Origin of the sequence: Streptomyces brasiliensis (assembly GCF_014647875.1) — a bacterium.
Classification (GTDB): domain Bacteria; phylum Actinomycetota; class Actinomycetes; order Streptomycetales; family Streptomycetaceae; genus Streptomyces; species Streptomyces brasiliensis.
Genome location: NZ_BMQA01000008.1, coordinates 211837 through 225725 on the forward strand (window position 1 = coordinate 211837; position 13889 = coordinate 225725).

A 13889-nucleotide genomic window follows, 5' to 3' on the forward strand; every position below is an offset into this window, starting at 1 on the left:
AGGGCGCGCGCCGGGAATCGCGCGCCGGTAACGTCGTCGTATGGACACGTCCTGGTGGCTTGCGCTCGCGGCAGTGGTGCTGCTCGCGCTCGTCGCCACGCTCGTCGACGGCTGGGGACGCAGCCGGCGGCCGCAGCGCACGCGGCCGCCGGGACGGCGTGAACGTGCGGCGGCGCGACCGGCGCCCGGTGACATCTGGTGGGCGAACGTGCCGTACGAACAAGGGCCGGGTACCAAGGACCGGCCCTGTCTGGTGCTGGCGGTGCACGGCAAGCGGGCCACGGTCGCGAAGATCACCAGCAAGTACCACGACGAGCGGGCCGGGGTGATCCCGCTGCCGCCGGGTTCGGTGGGCGACGCGCACGGCCGGCCGAGTTTCCTGGAAACCGACGAGCTGCGCCAGGTCCCGGTGTGGGACTTCCGGCGCCGGGTGGGCGTGGTCGACCCGGTCCTGTGGGACCAGGTACGGCACCTCGCCGGTTAGCCGGACCCGGGTGCTCAGCGGACCCGGACCGTCACCGTCCACTCCTGGATGCCCATGCAGGACACCTGGCCGGGAGCGGTGGGGCTCGCGCACAGCGGGCGGGACGAGGTGAGGGTCGCCGTGCCGGAGGCGATCGCCTCGTAGGCGACATTCGCGTCCCCCGGCATGACCACGATGCCCGCATTGATGGGCCTGAGCACCCCGGATCCGCTGATGGCGACCGGCTTCCAGGGACGTTCTTTCGTGCCGTCCAGGGTGATACGGACCTGCCCGCCGCGGGTGAGGCAGATGATGCGGCCGCTGTCGTCGGCGTTGAGCTGGACCTGGGACGTGCAGGCGCCGGGCGAGGTCGACGGCCCGGCGGGCGTCGACGGCGTGGGCGAGGGCGAGACCGTGCTGCTGCGGCCGCCCGCGTTTCCCTGGCCGGCGTCGTTGTCGGTGCCGCAGCCCATGAGGAGGAGCACCGCCGCGGCCAGGATCGTGGTGCCGTGGAGGGTGGTACGGCGCATGGGGGGACCGCCTTTTCGCCGGGAGGGACCTGGTGCATATGTGACGTACCCCGTGGGCGATCGGATCCCGGCGCGGACCCCGGCCGGATCATCCGGCCGGGGTCCTCCGTTCGGCGGTGGGTCAGCCGGTCGTGACGGCAGTGTCGTCGACGACGAAGCTGGTCTGGAGGGAGGAGTCCTCCACACCGGAGAACTTCAGGGTGACCGTCGAGCCCGCGAACGAGGACAGGTCGAAGGTCTTCTGGGTGTAGCCCGAGGCCTTGTTGAGGTTCGAGTACGTCGCCAGGGTCGTCGAACCGGCGGTCACCGTCAGCTTGTCGTACTGGGTGCTGGTGGTGGTCTCCGCGGTGTCGATGTGCAGCCAGAAGGTGAAGGTCGCCTTGCAGCCGGCCGGGACGGTCACCGACTGGGAGAGCGTGTCGGTGTGCGAGGTGCCGTAACCGTCCAGCCAGGCCTTGTACGAGCCGCCGTGCGAGGCCTCACCGGAGTCGGTGGTGATGACGCCGCTGGTCGCGGTCCAGCTCGCGCTGCCCGATTCGAAGCCCGGGTTGCCGAGCAGCTGCGCCGAGGTGCAGCTGCCGCCGCCGGAGGTGCTGACGGTCCAGGTGAAGGACGCGGCTCCCGAGGCGCCGGTGGAGTCGGTCGCGGAGACGGTCACGTTGTAGGTGCCCGCGGTGGACGCCGTACCGGATATCAGGCCGGTCGAGCTGTTGATGGACAGTCCCGTCGGCAGCCCGGAGGCGCTGTAGGTGAGGCTCGCGCCCGCGCTGTCGCTCGCGTGGATCTGCAGGCTCACCGAGCCGCCGGTCGCGGTGGACTGGCTGCCCGGGTTGGTGACGGTCACCGTGTTGCCGCTGCTCGCGCCGGCGCTGAAGGCGGCGGTGCCGTTGGGGGTGCCCCAGCCGGTCGGGCCGTCGTAGCCGGTGCGGGCGGTGCAGAAGTACGAGGTGGCGCAGCTGCCGTTGTTGCCGCTGGTCACGTCGTACAGGTTGCCGGTGTGGGAGTAGGGGTACTGCGCCGGGTAGTCGCTCGCGCCCGGGGTGCCCGCGAGGGCGTAGACGCCGGCGACGATCGGGGCGGAGGCGCTGGTGCCGCCGTAGACCGCCCAGCCGGAGCCGCCGTAGGTGTCGTAGACCGCGACGCCCGTGGCCGGGTCGGCGACCGCGGAGACGTCGGCCTCCATGCGCTTGGTGCAGCCGGTGTCGGTCTGCCAGGCCGGCTTCGGGTCGTACGCCGAGCAGCCGGAGCCGGTGCCCTCGGTGCTGTTGGTCTTCCACACCGACTCGCTCCAGCCGCGGGAGTTGGAGGCGGTGGTGAGGGCGGTGCCGCCGACGGCGGTCACGTACTGGGAGGTCGCCGGGTACTCGGCACCGTAAGCCTCGTCACCGGAGGAGACGGTGATGGCGACGCCGGGGTGCTTGAAGTACTGGGTGTCGAGGGTGGTCTGGTTGGACGCCTCGGAGCCGCCCCAGCTGTTGGAGACGAACTTGGCGCCGAGCGCGACGGCCTCGTTCTCGGCGGTGCCGAGGTTGGCGTCGGTGGGCGAGGTGGCCTCGACGAGGATGATGTTGCAGTTCGGGCAGACGGCGCTGACCATGTCGATGTCGAGCGCTTCCTCGCCCGCCCAGCCGGTGTCGTTGGGAGGCAGCGAGGTGGTGGAGCCGGTCTGACTGACCTGCTTGAAGCAGCCGTTGGCCTTGGTGCACGCGGACAGGCCGTACTGCGCGCGGTAAGTGGCCAGGTCTGCCTCGGCGTTGGGGTCGTTGTAGGCGTCGACGACGGCAACGGTCAGGCCGGAGCCGCCCGTCGAGGGCAGGTTGTAGGCGCTGTGCAGGTTGGCCGGGCTGAGGCCGGAGGGGGCGGCGGCCACCTCCGCGGACAGTCGCTGGCGGATGTCGGTGCGGCGCTGGGCGAAGCAGGACGCGCTGCCCGGTTCGGCGGTGGTGCACAGGTGCTCGGTGGGCACCTTCTGGCCGGCCTTGCCGGTGGAGTGGAAGGCCTGCCGCTGCGGGTCGGTCAGGGCCTTGGAGTTCTGGGCGGCCCGGGTGGTGTGCGCGGTGGTGTGCGAGGTGACGGGAGCGGGCTGGGCGCCGGCCGTCGGTGCGGCGAGGAAACCGGAGACGGTGAGGGCGAGGGCGGGCACGGCGACGGCGAGGAGCCTGCGCAGGCTTCGTCTCCGCCTGCTCGGGTGTGACTCACGCATGGGGTGCTGCCTCCATCGGGAGTGGGGTTCTCGAGTCGGGTGGCAGGCCCGTGACGCGCGTAGCGGCGGCGGAGAGCGCGATCATGAGCATGACACTTGAAGCGCCCTATCGATGAGCGTGACATGACAGGACGGCGAGAACCTAGCCACGGCGCACCCCCCGCGAATCCTCGCGGATGAGATCTTTGCCGCTCCATAGGCAGCGCTTAGCCCCCTCGTAGAAGGGGGTTGGCGCGTAGATGAGCAGTAGTTGGGAAGCGCGTGAGGAGACCCGCGCCCCGACAGGGGCGCGGGGCGGTGTCGACATGCGGCCCCGCCGCGGGGCGCGGCCGGCCCCCACCGGCCCGCAGGTCGGTCACCGCTCTCCCGGCGGAGCGCTTACGCCCAGAGCTGGCCCTGGAGCGTCTCGATGGCCTCCTCCGTGGTGGCCGCCGTGTAGACGCCCGTGGAGAGGTACTTCCAGCCGCCGTCGGCCACGACGAAGACGATGTCGGCGCTGTCGCCGGCGTTCACCGCCTTGCGGCCGACACCGATCGCGGCGTGCAGCGCGGCGCCGGTGGAGATGCCCGCGAAGATGCCCTCCTGCTGGAGGAGTTCACGGGTGCGGGTGACCGCGTCGGCCGAGCCGACCGAGAAGCGGGTGGTGAGGACGGAGGCGTCGTACAGCTCCGGTACGAAGCCCTCGTCGAGGTTGCGCAGGCCGTACACCAGGTCGTCGTAGCGCGGCTCGGCGGCGACGATCTTCACGTCCGGCTTGTGCTCGCGCAGGTAACGGCCGACGCCCATGAGCGTGCCGGTGGTGCCGAGGCCGGCGACGAAGTGGGTGATCGAGGGGAGGTCGGCGAGGATCTCCGGCCCGGTCGTGGCGTAGTGGGCGCCCGCGTTGTCCGGGTTGCCGTACTGGTAGAGCATCACCCAGTCGGGATGCTCGGCCGACAGCTCCTTGGCGACGCGTACGGCCGTGTTGGAGCCGCCCGCGGCCGGGCTGGAGATGATCTCGGCGCCCCACATGCCGAGCAGGTCGCGCCGCTCCTGCGAGGTGTTCTCGGGCATCACGCACACCATGCGGTAGCCCTTGAGCTTGGCCGCCATGGCCAGCGAGATGCCGGTGTTGCCGGAGGTGGGCTCGAGGATCGTGCAGCCCGGGGTCAGCCGGCCGTCCTTCTCCGCCTGCTCGATCATGTGCAGCGCGGGACGGTCCTTGACCGAGCCGGTCGGGTTGCGGTCCTCGAGCTTCGCCCAGATCCGGACGTCGGCGGACGGCGAGAGCCGCGGCAGGCGCACCAGGGGGGTGTTGCCGACCGCGGCGAGCGGAGAGTCGTAGCGCATGGGGAACCAGCGGCCGATCAGACCATGCCCGCCCGTCGCCCGACCGCCACCCCGGTCGGACGCGGCTCCGCCGCGGCAGAACCTCCCGCGACGGCGGGCAGGATCGTCACGGTGTCGCCGTCGGACAGCTTGGTGTTGATGTTGTCGAGGAAGCGGACGTCCTCGTCGTTCAGGTAGACGTTGACGAAGCGGCGCAGCTTGCCCTCGTCCACGATGCGGGCCTGGATGCCCGTGTGACGGGTCTCGAGGTCGGTGAACAGCTCGGCGAGGGTGTCACCGCTGCCCTCCACCGCCTTCTGACCGTCGGTGTACTGGCGGAGGATGGTCGGGATGCGGACCTCGATGGCCATGGTTGCGGGCTCCTGTCGGAAAGGGTCGGGTCTGTAGGCACACGGCGGCCCGCCGCGGCTCACGGCCGTACGGCGGCAGGGAACGTCAACAGATGGCGCTGTCCAGCCTGCACAGATCGACGTGCAGCCGCGCCACGAGCAGCACGCTCGGCGCCTTGTCGCTCACGTCGGGAAGAACCATGGGGTCATCGTATCGATTCCCCCTCCGCTCCACGGAATGTGATCTCGCATCGTGGATGAATTCTGTCCGAACCACGGGATCGGCGGTGGGTTCAGTAGGTCTCTACGACCTTGACCTCCTCCTCGGTGACCTCGCCGTCGAGGATCCGGAAGGAGCGGAACTGGAAGTCGCCGAGACCGTCCGTGTCCGCCGTGGACACGAGGACGTAGTGGGCACCGGGCTCGTTGGCGTAGCCGATGTCGGTCCGGGACGGGTAGGCCTCGGTCGCCGTGTGGGAGTGGTAGATGATCACCGGCTCCTCGTCGCGGTCGTCCATCTCCCGGTAGAGCTTGAGGAGGTCCTGCGAGTCGAACTCGTAGAACGTGGGCGAGCGGGCCGCGTTCAGCATCGGGATGAAGCGCTCGGGGCGGCCGGCGCCCACCGCGCCGGCGACCACGCCGCACGCCTCGTCGGGGTGGTCCTGGCGCGCATGGGCGACGATCTTGTCGAACAGGTCCTGGGTGATGGTCAGCATGGTCGTCAGGATAAGCAGAGGGGCCGCCCCGTACCGAGGGGTGGTACGGGGCGGCCCGTATGCCGGACGCCCTGAGCGGCAACCGCAGCGAGTGCCACGAGTACTCGCTACGGCCGGACGTCCTCCGTGATGGTCAGATGCACGGTGGCCGGAGCGCGGTGGTCAGCCGACGCGCTCCAGATCCGGCTCGCGGCGGGCGGCGATCTCCGGTGTGCGGCTCTTGAGGACCAGCCAGCCGACACCGAGCGCGACCGCCCAGCCCGCCATGACGTACAGGCAGACGCGGGAGTCGGCATCGTACGCGATCAGGCCGGTGACGAAGAGCAGGAACGCGATGGCGATGTACGAGCACACCGCGCCGCCCGGCGCCGGGAAGGACGAGGCGGGCAGCCGGCCCGCGGTCACCGCGCGGCGGTAGCGGACGTGGCTGATCAGGATCATCAGCCAGGTCCAGATGCCGGCCGCGGTGGCGACGGAGGTGACGTAGCCGAACGCCTTCTCCGGGACGATGTAGTTGAGGATCACACCGATGGCCATGAAGGCGACCGAGACCGTGATGCCGAGGGCCGGGGTCTTGGAGGCCGACAGGCGGTTGAAGGCGCGCGGGGCCTCGCCGTTGTCCGCGAGGGTGCGCAGCATGCGGCCGGTGGAGTACATGCCGGAGTTGCAGGACGACAGGGCCGCCGTGAGCACCACGAAGTTGACGATGCCGGCGCCGGCCGGGATGCCGATCATCGCGAACGCCTTCACGAACGGGCTGACGCCCTCCGCGAACTCGGTCCACTTCACCACGCACAGGATGACGGTGAGGGCACCGACGTAGAACAGGACGATGCGCCAGGGCAGGGTGTTGATCGCCTTGGGGAGGGTCTTCTCCGGGTTCTCGGACTCGCCCGCCGTCACACCGACCAGCTCGACGGCCAGGTAGGCGAACATGACGCCTTGAAGGGTCATCAGGGAGGAGCCGATGCCCTTGGGGAAGAAGCCGTCGAACTGCCAGAGGTTGGAGACGGTGGCGGTGTCACCGGCGGCGCTGAAGCCGAAGGTGAGGACGCCGAGACCGATCACGATCATGCCGACGAGCGCGGTGACCTTGACCATGGAGAACCAGAACTCGATCTCGCCGAACAGCTTCACCGAGATCAGGTTGGCCACGAAGAGGACCACCAGGAAGACCAGCGCCGTCACCCACTGCGGGACGGACGGGAACCAGTAGTTGACGTAGATGGCGGTTGCCGTCAGTTCGGCCATACCGGTCACCACCCACATCAGCCAGTACGTCCAGCCGGTGAAGTAGCCGAAGAACGGGCCGAGGAACTCCCGGGAGTACTCCGCGAAGGAACCCGAGACGGGGCGGTAGAGCAGAAGTTCGCCGAGCGCTCTCATGATGAAGAAGATGATCAGGCCCGCGAGGGCGTACATGAGGATGAGGCTGGGTCCGGCCTTGGCGATGTTCGCCCCGGCTCCGAGGAACAGGCCGACGCCGACGGCGCCGCCGATCGCGATCATCTGGACCTGACGGCTGCCGAGCCCGCGCTCGTACCCCTCTTCGGGGGTTTCGGTGACCTTCGCAGAGGTCATGTGTGGTGCGCCTTTCTCCATGCCGATCCGGGCCTTTCGTCGGCCTCGGATCGGATTTCGATCCCCCCGGATTGATGGAGCGGTGCCTGGCCGGCGGTTGCCGGCTCGGTGGCGCACCCGGCCGAACATGGGTGGTGCTGGCCGGGCGGTCGTGAAGATTTATCACGGCCGCAACACTGATCGCCGGTACCGCCTGTGGTGCATCACACAGGAAGAACCGGACAAATACTGCTCAACACCGGCAAATTAGGCCGCAACGGTGACGGGATCGTTATCCGGATCTGAGTGTCCTCTGAGCGAACACGAAACCGGATCAAATCAGCACATCAGGGCATGAGAGTCGCGACCGGTCAGGGCATGAGGGTCGAGACGAGCGTCTCCTGGAGGCCGCCGAGCCACAGGTACGCCATCACCATCGGCTTGCGCGGGTCCTCGTCCGGCAGCCGGTAGAGGAGGTCGGTGTCGTCCTCGTCGGTGATCTCGAGCCGTGAACCGATCGCCAGGCGCAGGTCGTTGAGCGCGGCCAGCCACTGCCGGGACCCGTCGGGCGACAGCTTGAGGACCGCGCCGCCCTCGCCGACCGGCGACAGCGCGTCCAGGCTGCGGATCACCGCGAGGGCGTTGTCGCGCTTACCGGCCCGCAGGTCGTTCTCCGTGTAGCGGCGGAACTCGGCGGAGTGGGCCAGCTGCTCCTCGGCGTCCTGGGGCGAGTCCGGGGCCTTCTCCGGGTCGCTGTAGGCGTCCGGGAACAGGCGGCGCAGCACCGGATCGGCGGGCGGCTCGCTCGGGCCCTCGGCGAACAGCTCGGCGAGCGGGTCGCCCTTGGCGTCCTCGGCGGGGCCGGGGCCGATCAGCTCCATGAGCTGGACGGCGAGCGACCGGATGATGGAGATCTCGACGTCGTCGAGTGCGACGGCCGCGCCGCCGCCGGGGAGCGGTTCGAAGTGTCCTGGCATCAGTGGGGTCGTTACTTCCGGTCCTGCTGGAGGGTGGCCCACAGACCGTAGCCGTGCATCGCCTGCACGTCGCGTTCCATCTCCTCGCGGCTGCCGCTGGAGACGACTGCCCGGCCCTTGTGGTGGACGTCGAGCATGAGCTTGGTGGCCTTGTCCTTGGTGTAGCCGAAGTACGTCTGGAAGACGTACGTCACATAACTCATGAGGTTGACCGGGTCGTTGTGGACGATCGTGACCCAGGGGACGTCGGGCTCGGGTACGGCGAAGACCTCCTCCGCCGACTCGGTGCGTTCGATCTCTAGGGGAGCGGGTGACGTCACAGGCCCCATGCTGCCACGCCGAGCAAAAATCGTCACACTGACGAAATGGGGGTACCATCCTCGCTCGTGCTGCAAACACCGGGGGACAACCCCCGGACCCCCGGCCGGGCCCGGGGTACCCGGAGAGTCATGAGCTAGGTGAGATGTGGTGGACGTAGCAGACCTTGGGCTGCCGGTGGATGTTCCCTCGACGGCGCTCTTCACGGACCAGTACGAGCTGACGATGCTGCAGGCCGCCCTGAAAGCGGGTACGGCCGAACGGCGGAGCGTGTTCGAGGTCTTCACCCGGCGGCTGCCCCACGGGCGGCGCTACGGCGTCGTGGCGGGCACCGGGCGTGTCCTGGACGCGGTGGAGAACTTCCGCTTCGACGCGGGCGTCCTCGGTTTCCTGCGCGAGCGGCAGATCGTCGACGAGGAGACCCTCCAGTGGCTGGCCCGCTACCGCTTCAGCGGTGACATCTGGGGTTATCCCGAGGGCGAGGTGTATTTCCCGGGCTCGCCGATCATGCGGGTCGAGGGCTCCTTCGCCGAGTGCGTGCTCCTGGAGACCGTGATCCTCTCGATCCTCAACCACGACTCGGCCATCGCGGCCGCCGCCTCCCGTATGTCCTCCGCCGCGGGCGACCGGCCGCTCATCGAGATGGGCGCCCGCCGCACCCACGAACTGTCCGCCGTCGCCGCCGCGCGCGCCGCGTACGTCGGCGGCTTCGCGACCACCTCCGACCTCGCCGCCGGCTTCCGTTACGGCATCCCGACCGTCGGAACCTCCGCGCACGCCTTCACCCTCCTGCACGACCACGAGCGGGACGCCTTCCAGGCCCAGGTCGACACCCTGGGCCGGGGCACCACACTGCTCGTGGACACGTACGACGTCGCCGAGGCCGTCCGTACGGCCGTCGAGGTGGCCGGGCCCGAGCTGGGCGCGGTGCGCATCGACTCCGGTGACCTGCTGCTGGTCGCGCACCGGGTGCGGCAGCAGCTGGACGAGCTGGGCGCGGCCCACACCAAGATCGTGGTGACCTCCGACCTCGACGAGTACGCCATCGCCTCGCTGGCGGCGGCGCCCGTGGACGCGTACGGCGTCGGCACCCAGCTGGTGACGGGCTCCGGGCACCCGACCTGCTCCATGGTCTACAAGCTGGTCGCGCGCTCCGAGTCCGCGGACCCGAGGGATCCGCTGGTCCCGGTGGCGAAGAAGGCCACGGGCGGCAAGACCTCCGTCGGCGGACGCAAGTGGGCGGCCCGGAGGCTGGACGAGGACGGGGTGGCCGAGGCCGAGGTCGTCGGCACCGGGCCGGTGCCCGCGGAGCTGGTGGACCGGCAGCTGCTCGTCGAGCTGGTCAAGGGCGGCGAGGTCGTGGCCCGCGAGCCGCTGGACGTCGTACGGGACCGGCACGCGGCCGCCCGCGCCGCCCTGCCCCTGTCTGCGACACAGCTCTCGCGCGGGGAACCCGTCATTCCGACGGAGTACGTGCACGGGCGCTCGGGTAACTAGAGCGCATGGCCGGGCCACGCCCTCTCCCGAACGGCCGCCGAAGTCTCTAGGCTCTTGACTTCACTCATAGAAGGACACCGACCATGCGCCGCGCCTTGATCGTCGTAGACGTGCAGAACGACTTCTGCGAAGGGGGCAGCCTCGCGGTGGCCGGGGGTGCCGATGTGGCTGCCGCCATCACCGAGCTGATCGGCCAGGCCCCGGCCGGCTACCGGCACGTGGTGGCCACCCGCGACCACCACATCGCGCCCGGCGGCCACTTCGCCGACAACCCCGACTACGTCCGCTCCTGGCCCGCGCACTGCGTCGCGGGCACGGAGGGGGTGGGCTTCCATCCGAACTTCGCCCCGGCGGTCGCCTCCGGCGCGATCGACGCCGTCTTCGACAAAGGGGCGTACGCCGCGGCGTACAGCGGGTTCGAGGGCGCCGACGAGAACGGGGCGAAGCTCGGCGACTGGCTGCGGGCCCGGGAGATCGACGAGGTCGACGTGGCCGGCATCGCGACGGACCACTGCGTGCGGGCGACCGCGTTGGACGCCGTGAAGGAGGGCTTCCGCACGCGGGTCCTGCTGGACCTGACGGCGGGGGTCGCCCGCGACTCCACGGACCGCGCACTGGAGGAGCTGCGCGAGGCGGGCGTGGAGCTCACGGGCAAGCCCGTCGTCGCGTGACACCTCGAGGGGCGCGATGAGGGGTCCCGGCCGGTTCGGCACCGCCGGTCTCCGCCGTCGTGGCTGATCGCCGTGGCGGCGAAGAACAGGAGCCCGGCCGTGGTCGGATCCCTTACGCCTGTGCCGTCGGGCGGCGCAACAGCGCCTTGATCGGGTGCCAGAGTTCCGGGATCAGTTCCCCGGGCGTGACACCGTTGTCAGGTTCCGTTCGCCATATCAGGCCGTCGGGGTGATGCAGGACCGCCGTGATCTCGTCCGGGGTCGGTGGAGCCGCGTTTCCGCGCAGGTAGACCGCCCGGAGGCCCAGGTTGCGCAGCCGGGTCAGGGCGCGCGCCCGGTTCCGGGCGTGCACCAGAACGCGCACACCTCGGGAGCCGTCGGCGGCGGGGCTGGGCAGGTTCAGTGCCACCACCACCGTGCCGTTCGGCAGCTTGCAGAAACCTCCTGCGGCCATGCAGTCACATCCCCGTTCCGGTCGGTGTCAATAAGAGCGCCACAGGACGCACCTAAACACGATCGGCGGCGACCCGCCAGGGGGTCACCGCCGATACGCTTCTGACCTGCGAGGATGCGAACTACTTCACCGCGGGCCCGACCTCGAGCTCGATCGTGGAGCCGTCCTTGGCCACCTTTTCGATCTTGATCTTGGTGTTGGTGTCAGTGATCTTGACACCGGCGGCCGGGTTCGACGCGTCGTAGTAGGTGCTGGTGTGGTCGTTGAAGACCGACACCCCCTTCTGCGACTTGATCCGCACCGGCACGTCCGCCTTGTGCAGCGTGATCGCGTCGGTGCGCTCCAGGGTGAACGGGGAGTCGTACGCCTGGAACCGGTTGCGCAGCAGCGTGCCGTCGGTCCACTTCAGCGGCGTCGGGTGCGAGTCGACCGGCAGGATCAGACCGGTGCCGGGGTGGTCGGCCGTGTTGTTGTCCGGCTGCGAGGTGTCCCACTTCCAGACCAACAGGCCGTTCTGGTAGGGGATGTGCTCCACCCAGTCCGGACGGGTCGTCGAGAAGCCGAAGTTGTACGGGCCGACCTTCAGGGTCTTGTCGTACGACACGTACTGCCGGTTCTCGGCGACGTAGTACTGCTTGTAGTCCTTGGTGAAGGACGCGCCGATCCGCGAGAAGCCGGTCGCCGTCCACGCCGGGTCCACGCTCTCCGCGTTGTCGGAGAAGACCGCCGAGCCGTCCGCCGTCACCGTGATCCGGTCGGCCGCGAAGCCCTTGAGCGCCACACCGCCGTCCGTCTGGTAGCGGAAGCGCAGGCCGATCTTCTGGCCCGCGTAGGCGTCGAGCGGGTACGACAGCTTCGCGTACGCGTCGATGGAACCGGTCAGCGCCGGCTTGTCGCTGGCGTCGCGCGTGATCGGCTGACCGTCCACCGTGCCGTCGAGGGCGGTCCAGTTGGCGCCGCCGTCCGTCGACACCTCGGCGTACAGGTAGTCGTAGTCGGCCTCGATGTCGTACCAGCCGTCCAGGGACAGCGTGGCCGAGGACTTGCCGGTGAGGTCGACCGTGCGGGTCAGGGTGTTGCGCAGATCGTTGCCGCTGCCGCTCCACCACTGCGTCGCACCCTCGGCCGGGGTGACCACCTCGGTGGTGACGGCCTTGTCGGGCAGCGAGACGACCAGCGCCTGCTTGTGCTTGGTGTTGTACTCGGCCACGCCCAGCTTGTGCCACGAGTTCACGCCGGCCTTGGCCGTGTCGTAGTCGAGCCAGCCCAGCTGGAGCTTGTCCCAGGCGTTCATGTCGCCGGGCAGGTTGCCGATGGCGTCCTTGCCCGTGCCCAGCCAGGAGCCGGACGACATCAGCGTCCAGAACCCGGTCGAGTTCTCGCCGCCGTTGGTGTCGTACTCGTCCGGCAGGCCGAGGTCGTGGCCGTACTCGTGCGCGAAGACGCCGAGTCCGCCGTTCTCCGGCTGGATGGTGTAGTCGCCGACCCAGATGCCGGTGTCGCCGACCTGGGTGCCGCCGAGCTTGTTGTCGTCCGGGCCGGTGGCGCCGGCGTCGGTGCCGAAGGCGTACCAGCGGTGGGCCCAGATGGCGTCCTCGCCCTGGGCGCCGCCGCCCGCGGACTCGTCCTCGCCGGCGTGCACGATCTGGAAGTGGTCGATGTAGCCGTCGGGCTCGTTGAAGTCGCCGTCGCCGTCGTGGTCGTAGCGGTCCCACTGGTCGAACTGGGCGAGCTCGGCGCGGATCTCGGCGGCGGTGTCACCGGCGGCCTCGCGCTCGGCGACCCAGGCGTTGACGCCGTCCCGGACCGCGTACCAGGCGGCGGCGTCACCGGCCTCGTTGGAACCGTAACGGGCCTCGTTGTAGGGGACCTTGACCCAGTCGGTCACCTCACCGTCGACCGAGTAACGGCCCGAGGACTGCTTCTCGTAGTACTTCTTCAGCGACTCGGTGTCCTTGCCGGTGCCGAAGTACAGGTCCTGGTAGTGCGTCTGGTTGTAGTCCGCCTGCCAGTCCGTGCTGTTGTCCTTCTTACGGTCGGGCGCGGCGATCTGGTTGTGCTGCGGGCCCGGGGTGCCGCCGTAGCGGCTGTCGACCTGGTCACCGAACTCGACCAGGATCGTGAAGATCTTGTCGGTCTTCTCGCGGCCGAGTTCGACGTACTTGCTGTCGCCCTTCTTGCTCTTGAGCTGGACGACGTTCGAACCGCCACGGTTCTTGACCGTGGCCTTGCCGGATATGACCTGGTTGAGCGCTTCCTGGCGCTGAGCTTCCTGGGTCTTGCTCAGCGGGCCGTCGAAGTCGTGCTCCTTCTGCCCCGACTGCGGGTCGTGCCGGTCCACGGCGGCGGGGTTCGCCGCCGTGTTCGCCTCGGCCACCGCAAAGGTGGCGAACGTGGCCGAGGCGGCCGCGAGCGTCACACCGATCGCGGCCGCTCTGAACGTCCAGGGTCTGCTGGTCACTTGAGTTCCTCCCCCGCGTCGCGCGCACGGAAGGAAGGGTCCTGGTCATAGAAGGTCCGTGGGCGCCTGATGAACGCGTGTAGTCAAGTGACGTCATTTGACTAGAGGTTCAGAAGAAAAGACAGACCTTGACTTGAGCAGGTCAAGTGCACTATGCGGAGCAGGGGTCCGATTTACGAACGCCTCGCGTGTCACTCAACGGGCGCGTGAGCCGGCCGTCCTGGCGGACCCTATGACTCCGTGCGCCCCCCCGTGCACCGGTACCGTGGGTTAGGTCACGCTTACCAGCGTTTCCGCTCGGGCATGCACGCCAAGAGAGTCGAATGGCGGAACGCCCGGAAGTCGGCGGAAAGCCAGGTCAGTTGCCCGCCTCACCCCCCG

Annotated in this window: 14 protein-coding genes; 3 read left to right on the forward strand and 11 right to left on the reverse strand. The window is 69.4% G+C overall.

Annotated elements, in window-relative coordinates; all coding sequences use genetic code 11:
• The first annotated feature begins 40 nt into the window (after positions 1–40).
• The gene (locus IEZ19_RS15440) at positions 41–484 is read left to right on the forward strand and encodes a type II toxin-antitoxin system PemK/MazF family toxin (protein ID WP_189311758.1); all 444 of its coding nucleotides are present in this window, start codon (positions 41–43) and stop codon (positions 482–484) included.
• Positions 485–498: 14 nt separating this feature from the next.
• Here the strand turns inward: IEZ19_RS15440 and IEZ19_RS15445 are convergent, their stop codons facing one another.
• The 9 genes from IEZ19_RS15445 to clpS form a co-directional block, all read right to left on the reverse strand.
• Positions 499–993 carry a hypothetical protein gene (locus tag IEZ19_RS15445; protein WP_189311759.1) on the reverse strand — a complete coding sequence of 165 codons (495 nt, stop codon included), beginning with the start codon at positions 991–993 and terminating at the stop codon, positions 499–501.
• A 121-nt stretch (positions 994–1114) separates the two neighbouring features.
• Positions 1115–3196 carry a putative Ig domain-containing protein gene (locus IEZ19_RS15450; protein ID WP_189311760.1) on the reverse strand — a complete coding sequence of 694 codons (2082 nt, stop codon included), beginning with the start codon at positions 3194–3196 and terminating at the stop codon, positions 1115–1117.
• Positions 3197–3574: 378 nt separating this feature from the next.
• Complete coding sequence (locus IEZ19_RS15455) at positions 3575–4525, reverse strand: PLP-dependent cysteine synthase family protein (protein WP_189311761.1); 951 nt, start codon at positions 4523–4525, stop codon at positions 3575–3577.
• A gap of 17 nt (positions 4526–4542) precedes the next feature.
• A complete protein-coding gene (locus tag IEZ19_RS15460) occupies positions 4543–4875 on the reverse strand; it encodes a MoaD/ThiS family protein (RefSeq protein WP_189311762.1) in 333 nt (110 codons plus the stop codon).
• 85 nt (positions 4876–4960) lie between these two features.
• Positions 4961–5056: a putative leader peptide gene (locus IEZ19_RS53470; RefSeq protein ID WP_373296982.1), complete on the reverse strand. Its 96-nt coding sequence runs from the start codon at positions 5054–5056 to the stop codon at positions 4961–4963.
• Positions 5057–5147: 91 nt separating this feature from the next.
• Positions 5148–5570, reverse strand: a complete 423-nt coding sequence (locus tag IEZ19_RS15465) for a M67 family metallopeptidase (protein WP_189311763.1) — start codon at positions 5568–5570, stop codon at positions 5148–5150.
• A gap of 162 nt (positions 5571–5732) precedes the next feature.
• Positions 5733–7151, reverse strand: a complete 1419-nt coding sequence (locus IEZ19_RS15470; RefSeq protein ID WP_189311764.1) for an amino acid permease — start codon at positions 7149–7151, stop codon at positions 5733–5735.
• 350 nt (positions 7152–7501) lie between these two features.
• Complete coding sequence (locus IEZ19_RS15475; protein ID WP_189311765.1) at positions 7502–8107, reverse strand: DUF2017 domain-containing protein; 606 nt, start codon at positions 8105–8107, stop codon at positions 7502–7504.
• A gap of 11 nt (positions 8108–8118) precedes the next feature.
• Positions 8119–8436: an ATP-dependent Clp protease adapter ClpS gene (gene clpS / locus IEZ19_RS15480; protein ID WP_189311766.1), complete on the reverse strand. Its 318-nt coding sequence runs from the start codon at positions 8434–8436 to the stop codon at positions 8119–8121.
• Positions 8437–8575: 139 nt separating this feature from the next.
• Between clpS and IEZ19_RS15485 the strand changes: the two genes are divergently transcribed.
• Both IEZ19_RS15485 and IEZ19_RS15490 read left to right on the forward strand, forming a co-directional pair.
• Complete coding sequence (locus IEZ19_RS15485) at positions 8576–9922, forward strand: nicotinate phosphoribosyltransferase (protein WP_189311767.1); 1347 nt, start codon at positions 8576–8578, stop codon at positions 9920–9922.
• 83 nt (positions 9923–10005) lie between these two features.
• The gene (locus IEZ19_RS15490) at positions 10006–10593 is read left to right on the forward strand and encodes an isochorismatase family protein (RefSeq protein ID WP_189311768.1); all 588 of its coding nucleotides are present in this window, start codon (positions 10006–10008) and stop codon (positions 10591–10593) included.
• 112 nt (positions 10594–10705) lie between these two features.
• Here IEZ19_RS15490 and IEZ19_RS15495 read toward each other — a convergent pair whose 3' ends face one another.
• Positions 10706–11047: a hypothetical protein gene (locus IEZ19_RS15495; RefSeq protein ID WP_189311769.1), complete on the reverse strand. Its 342-nt coding sequence runs from the start codon at positions 11045–11047 to the stop codon at positions 10706–10708.
• Between the two features lie 121 nt (positions 11048–11168).
• The gene (locus IEZ19_RS15500; protein WP_189311770.1) at positions 11169–13508 is read right to left on the reverse strand and encodes an immune inhibitor A domain-containing protein; all 2340 of its coding nucleotides are present in this window, start codon (positions 13506–13508) and stop codon (positions 11169–11171) included.
• Positions 13509–13889 lie beyond the last annotated feature (381 nt).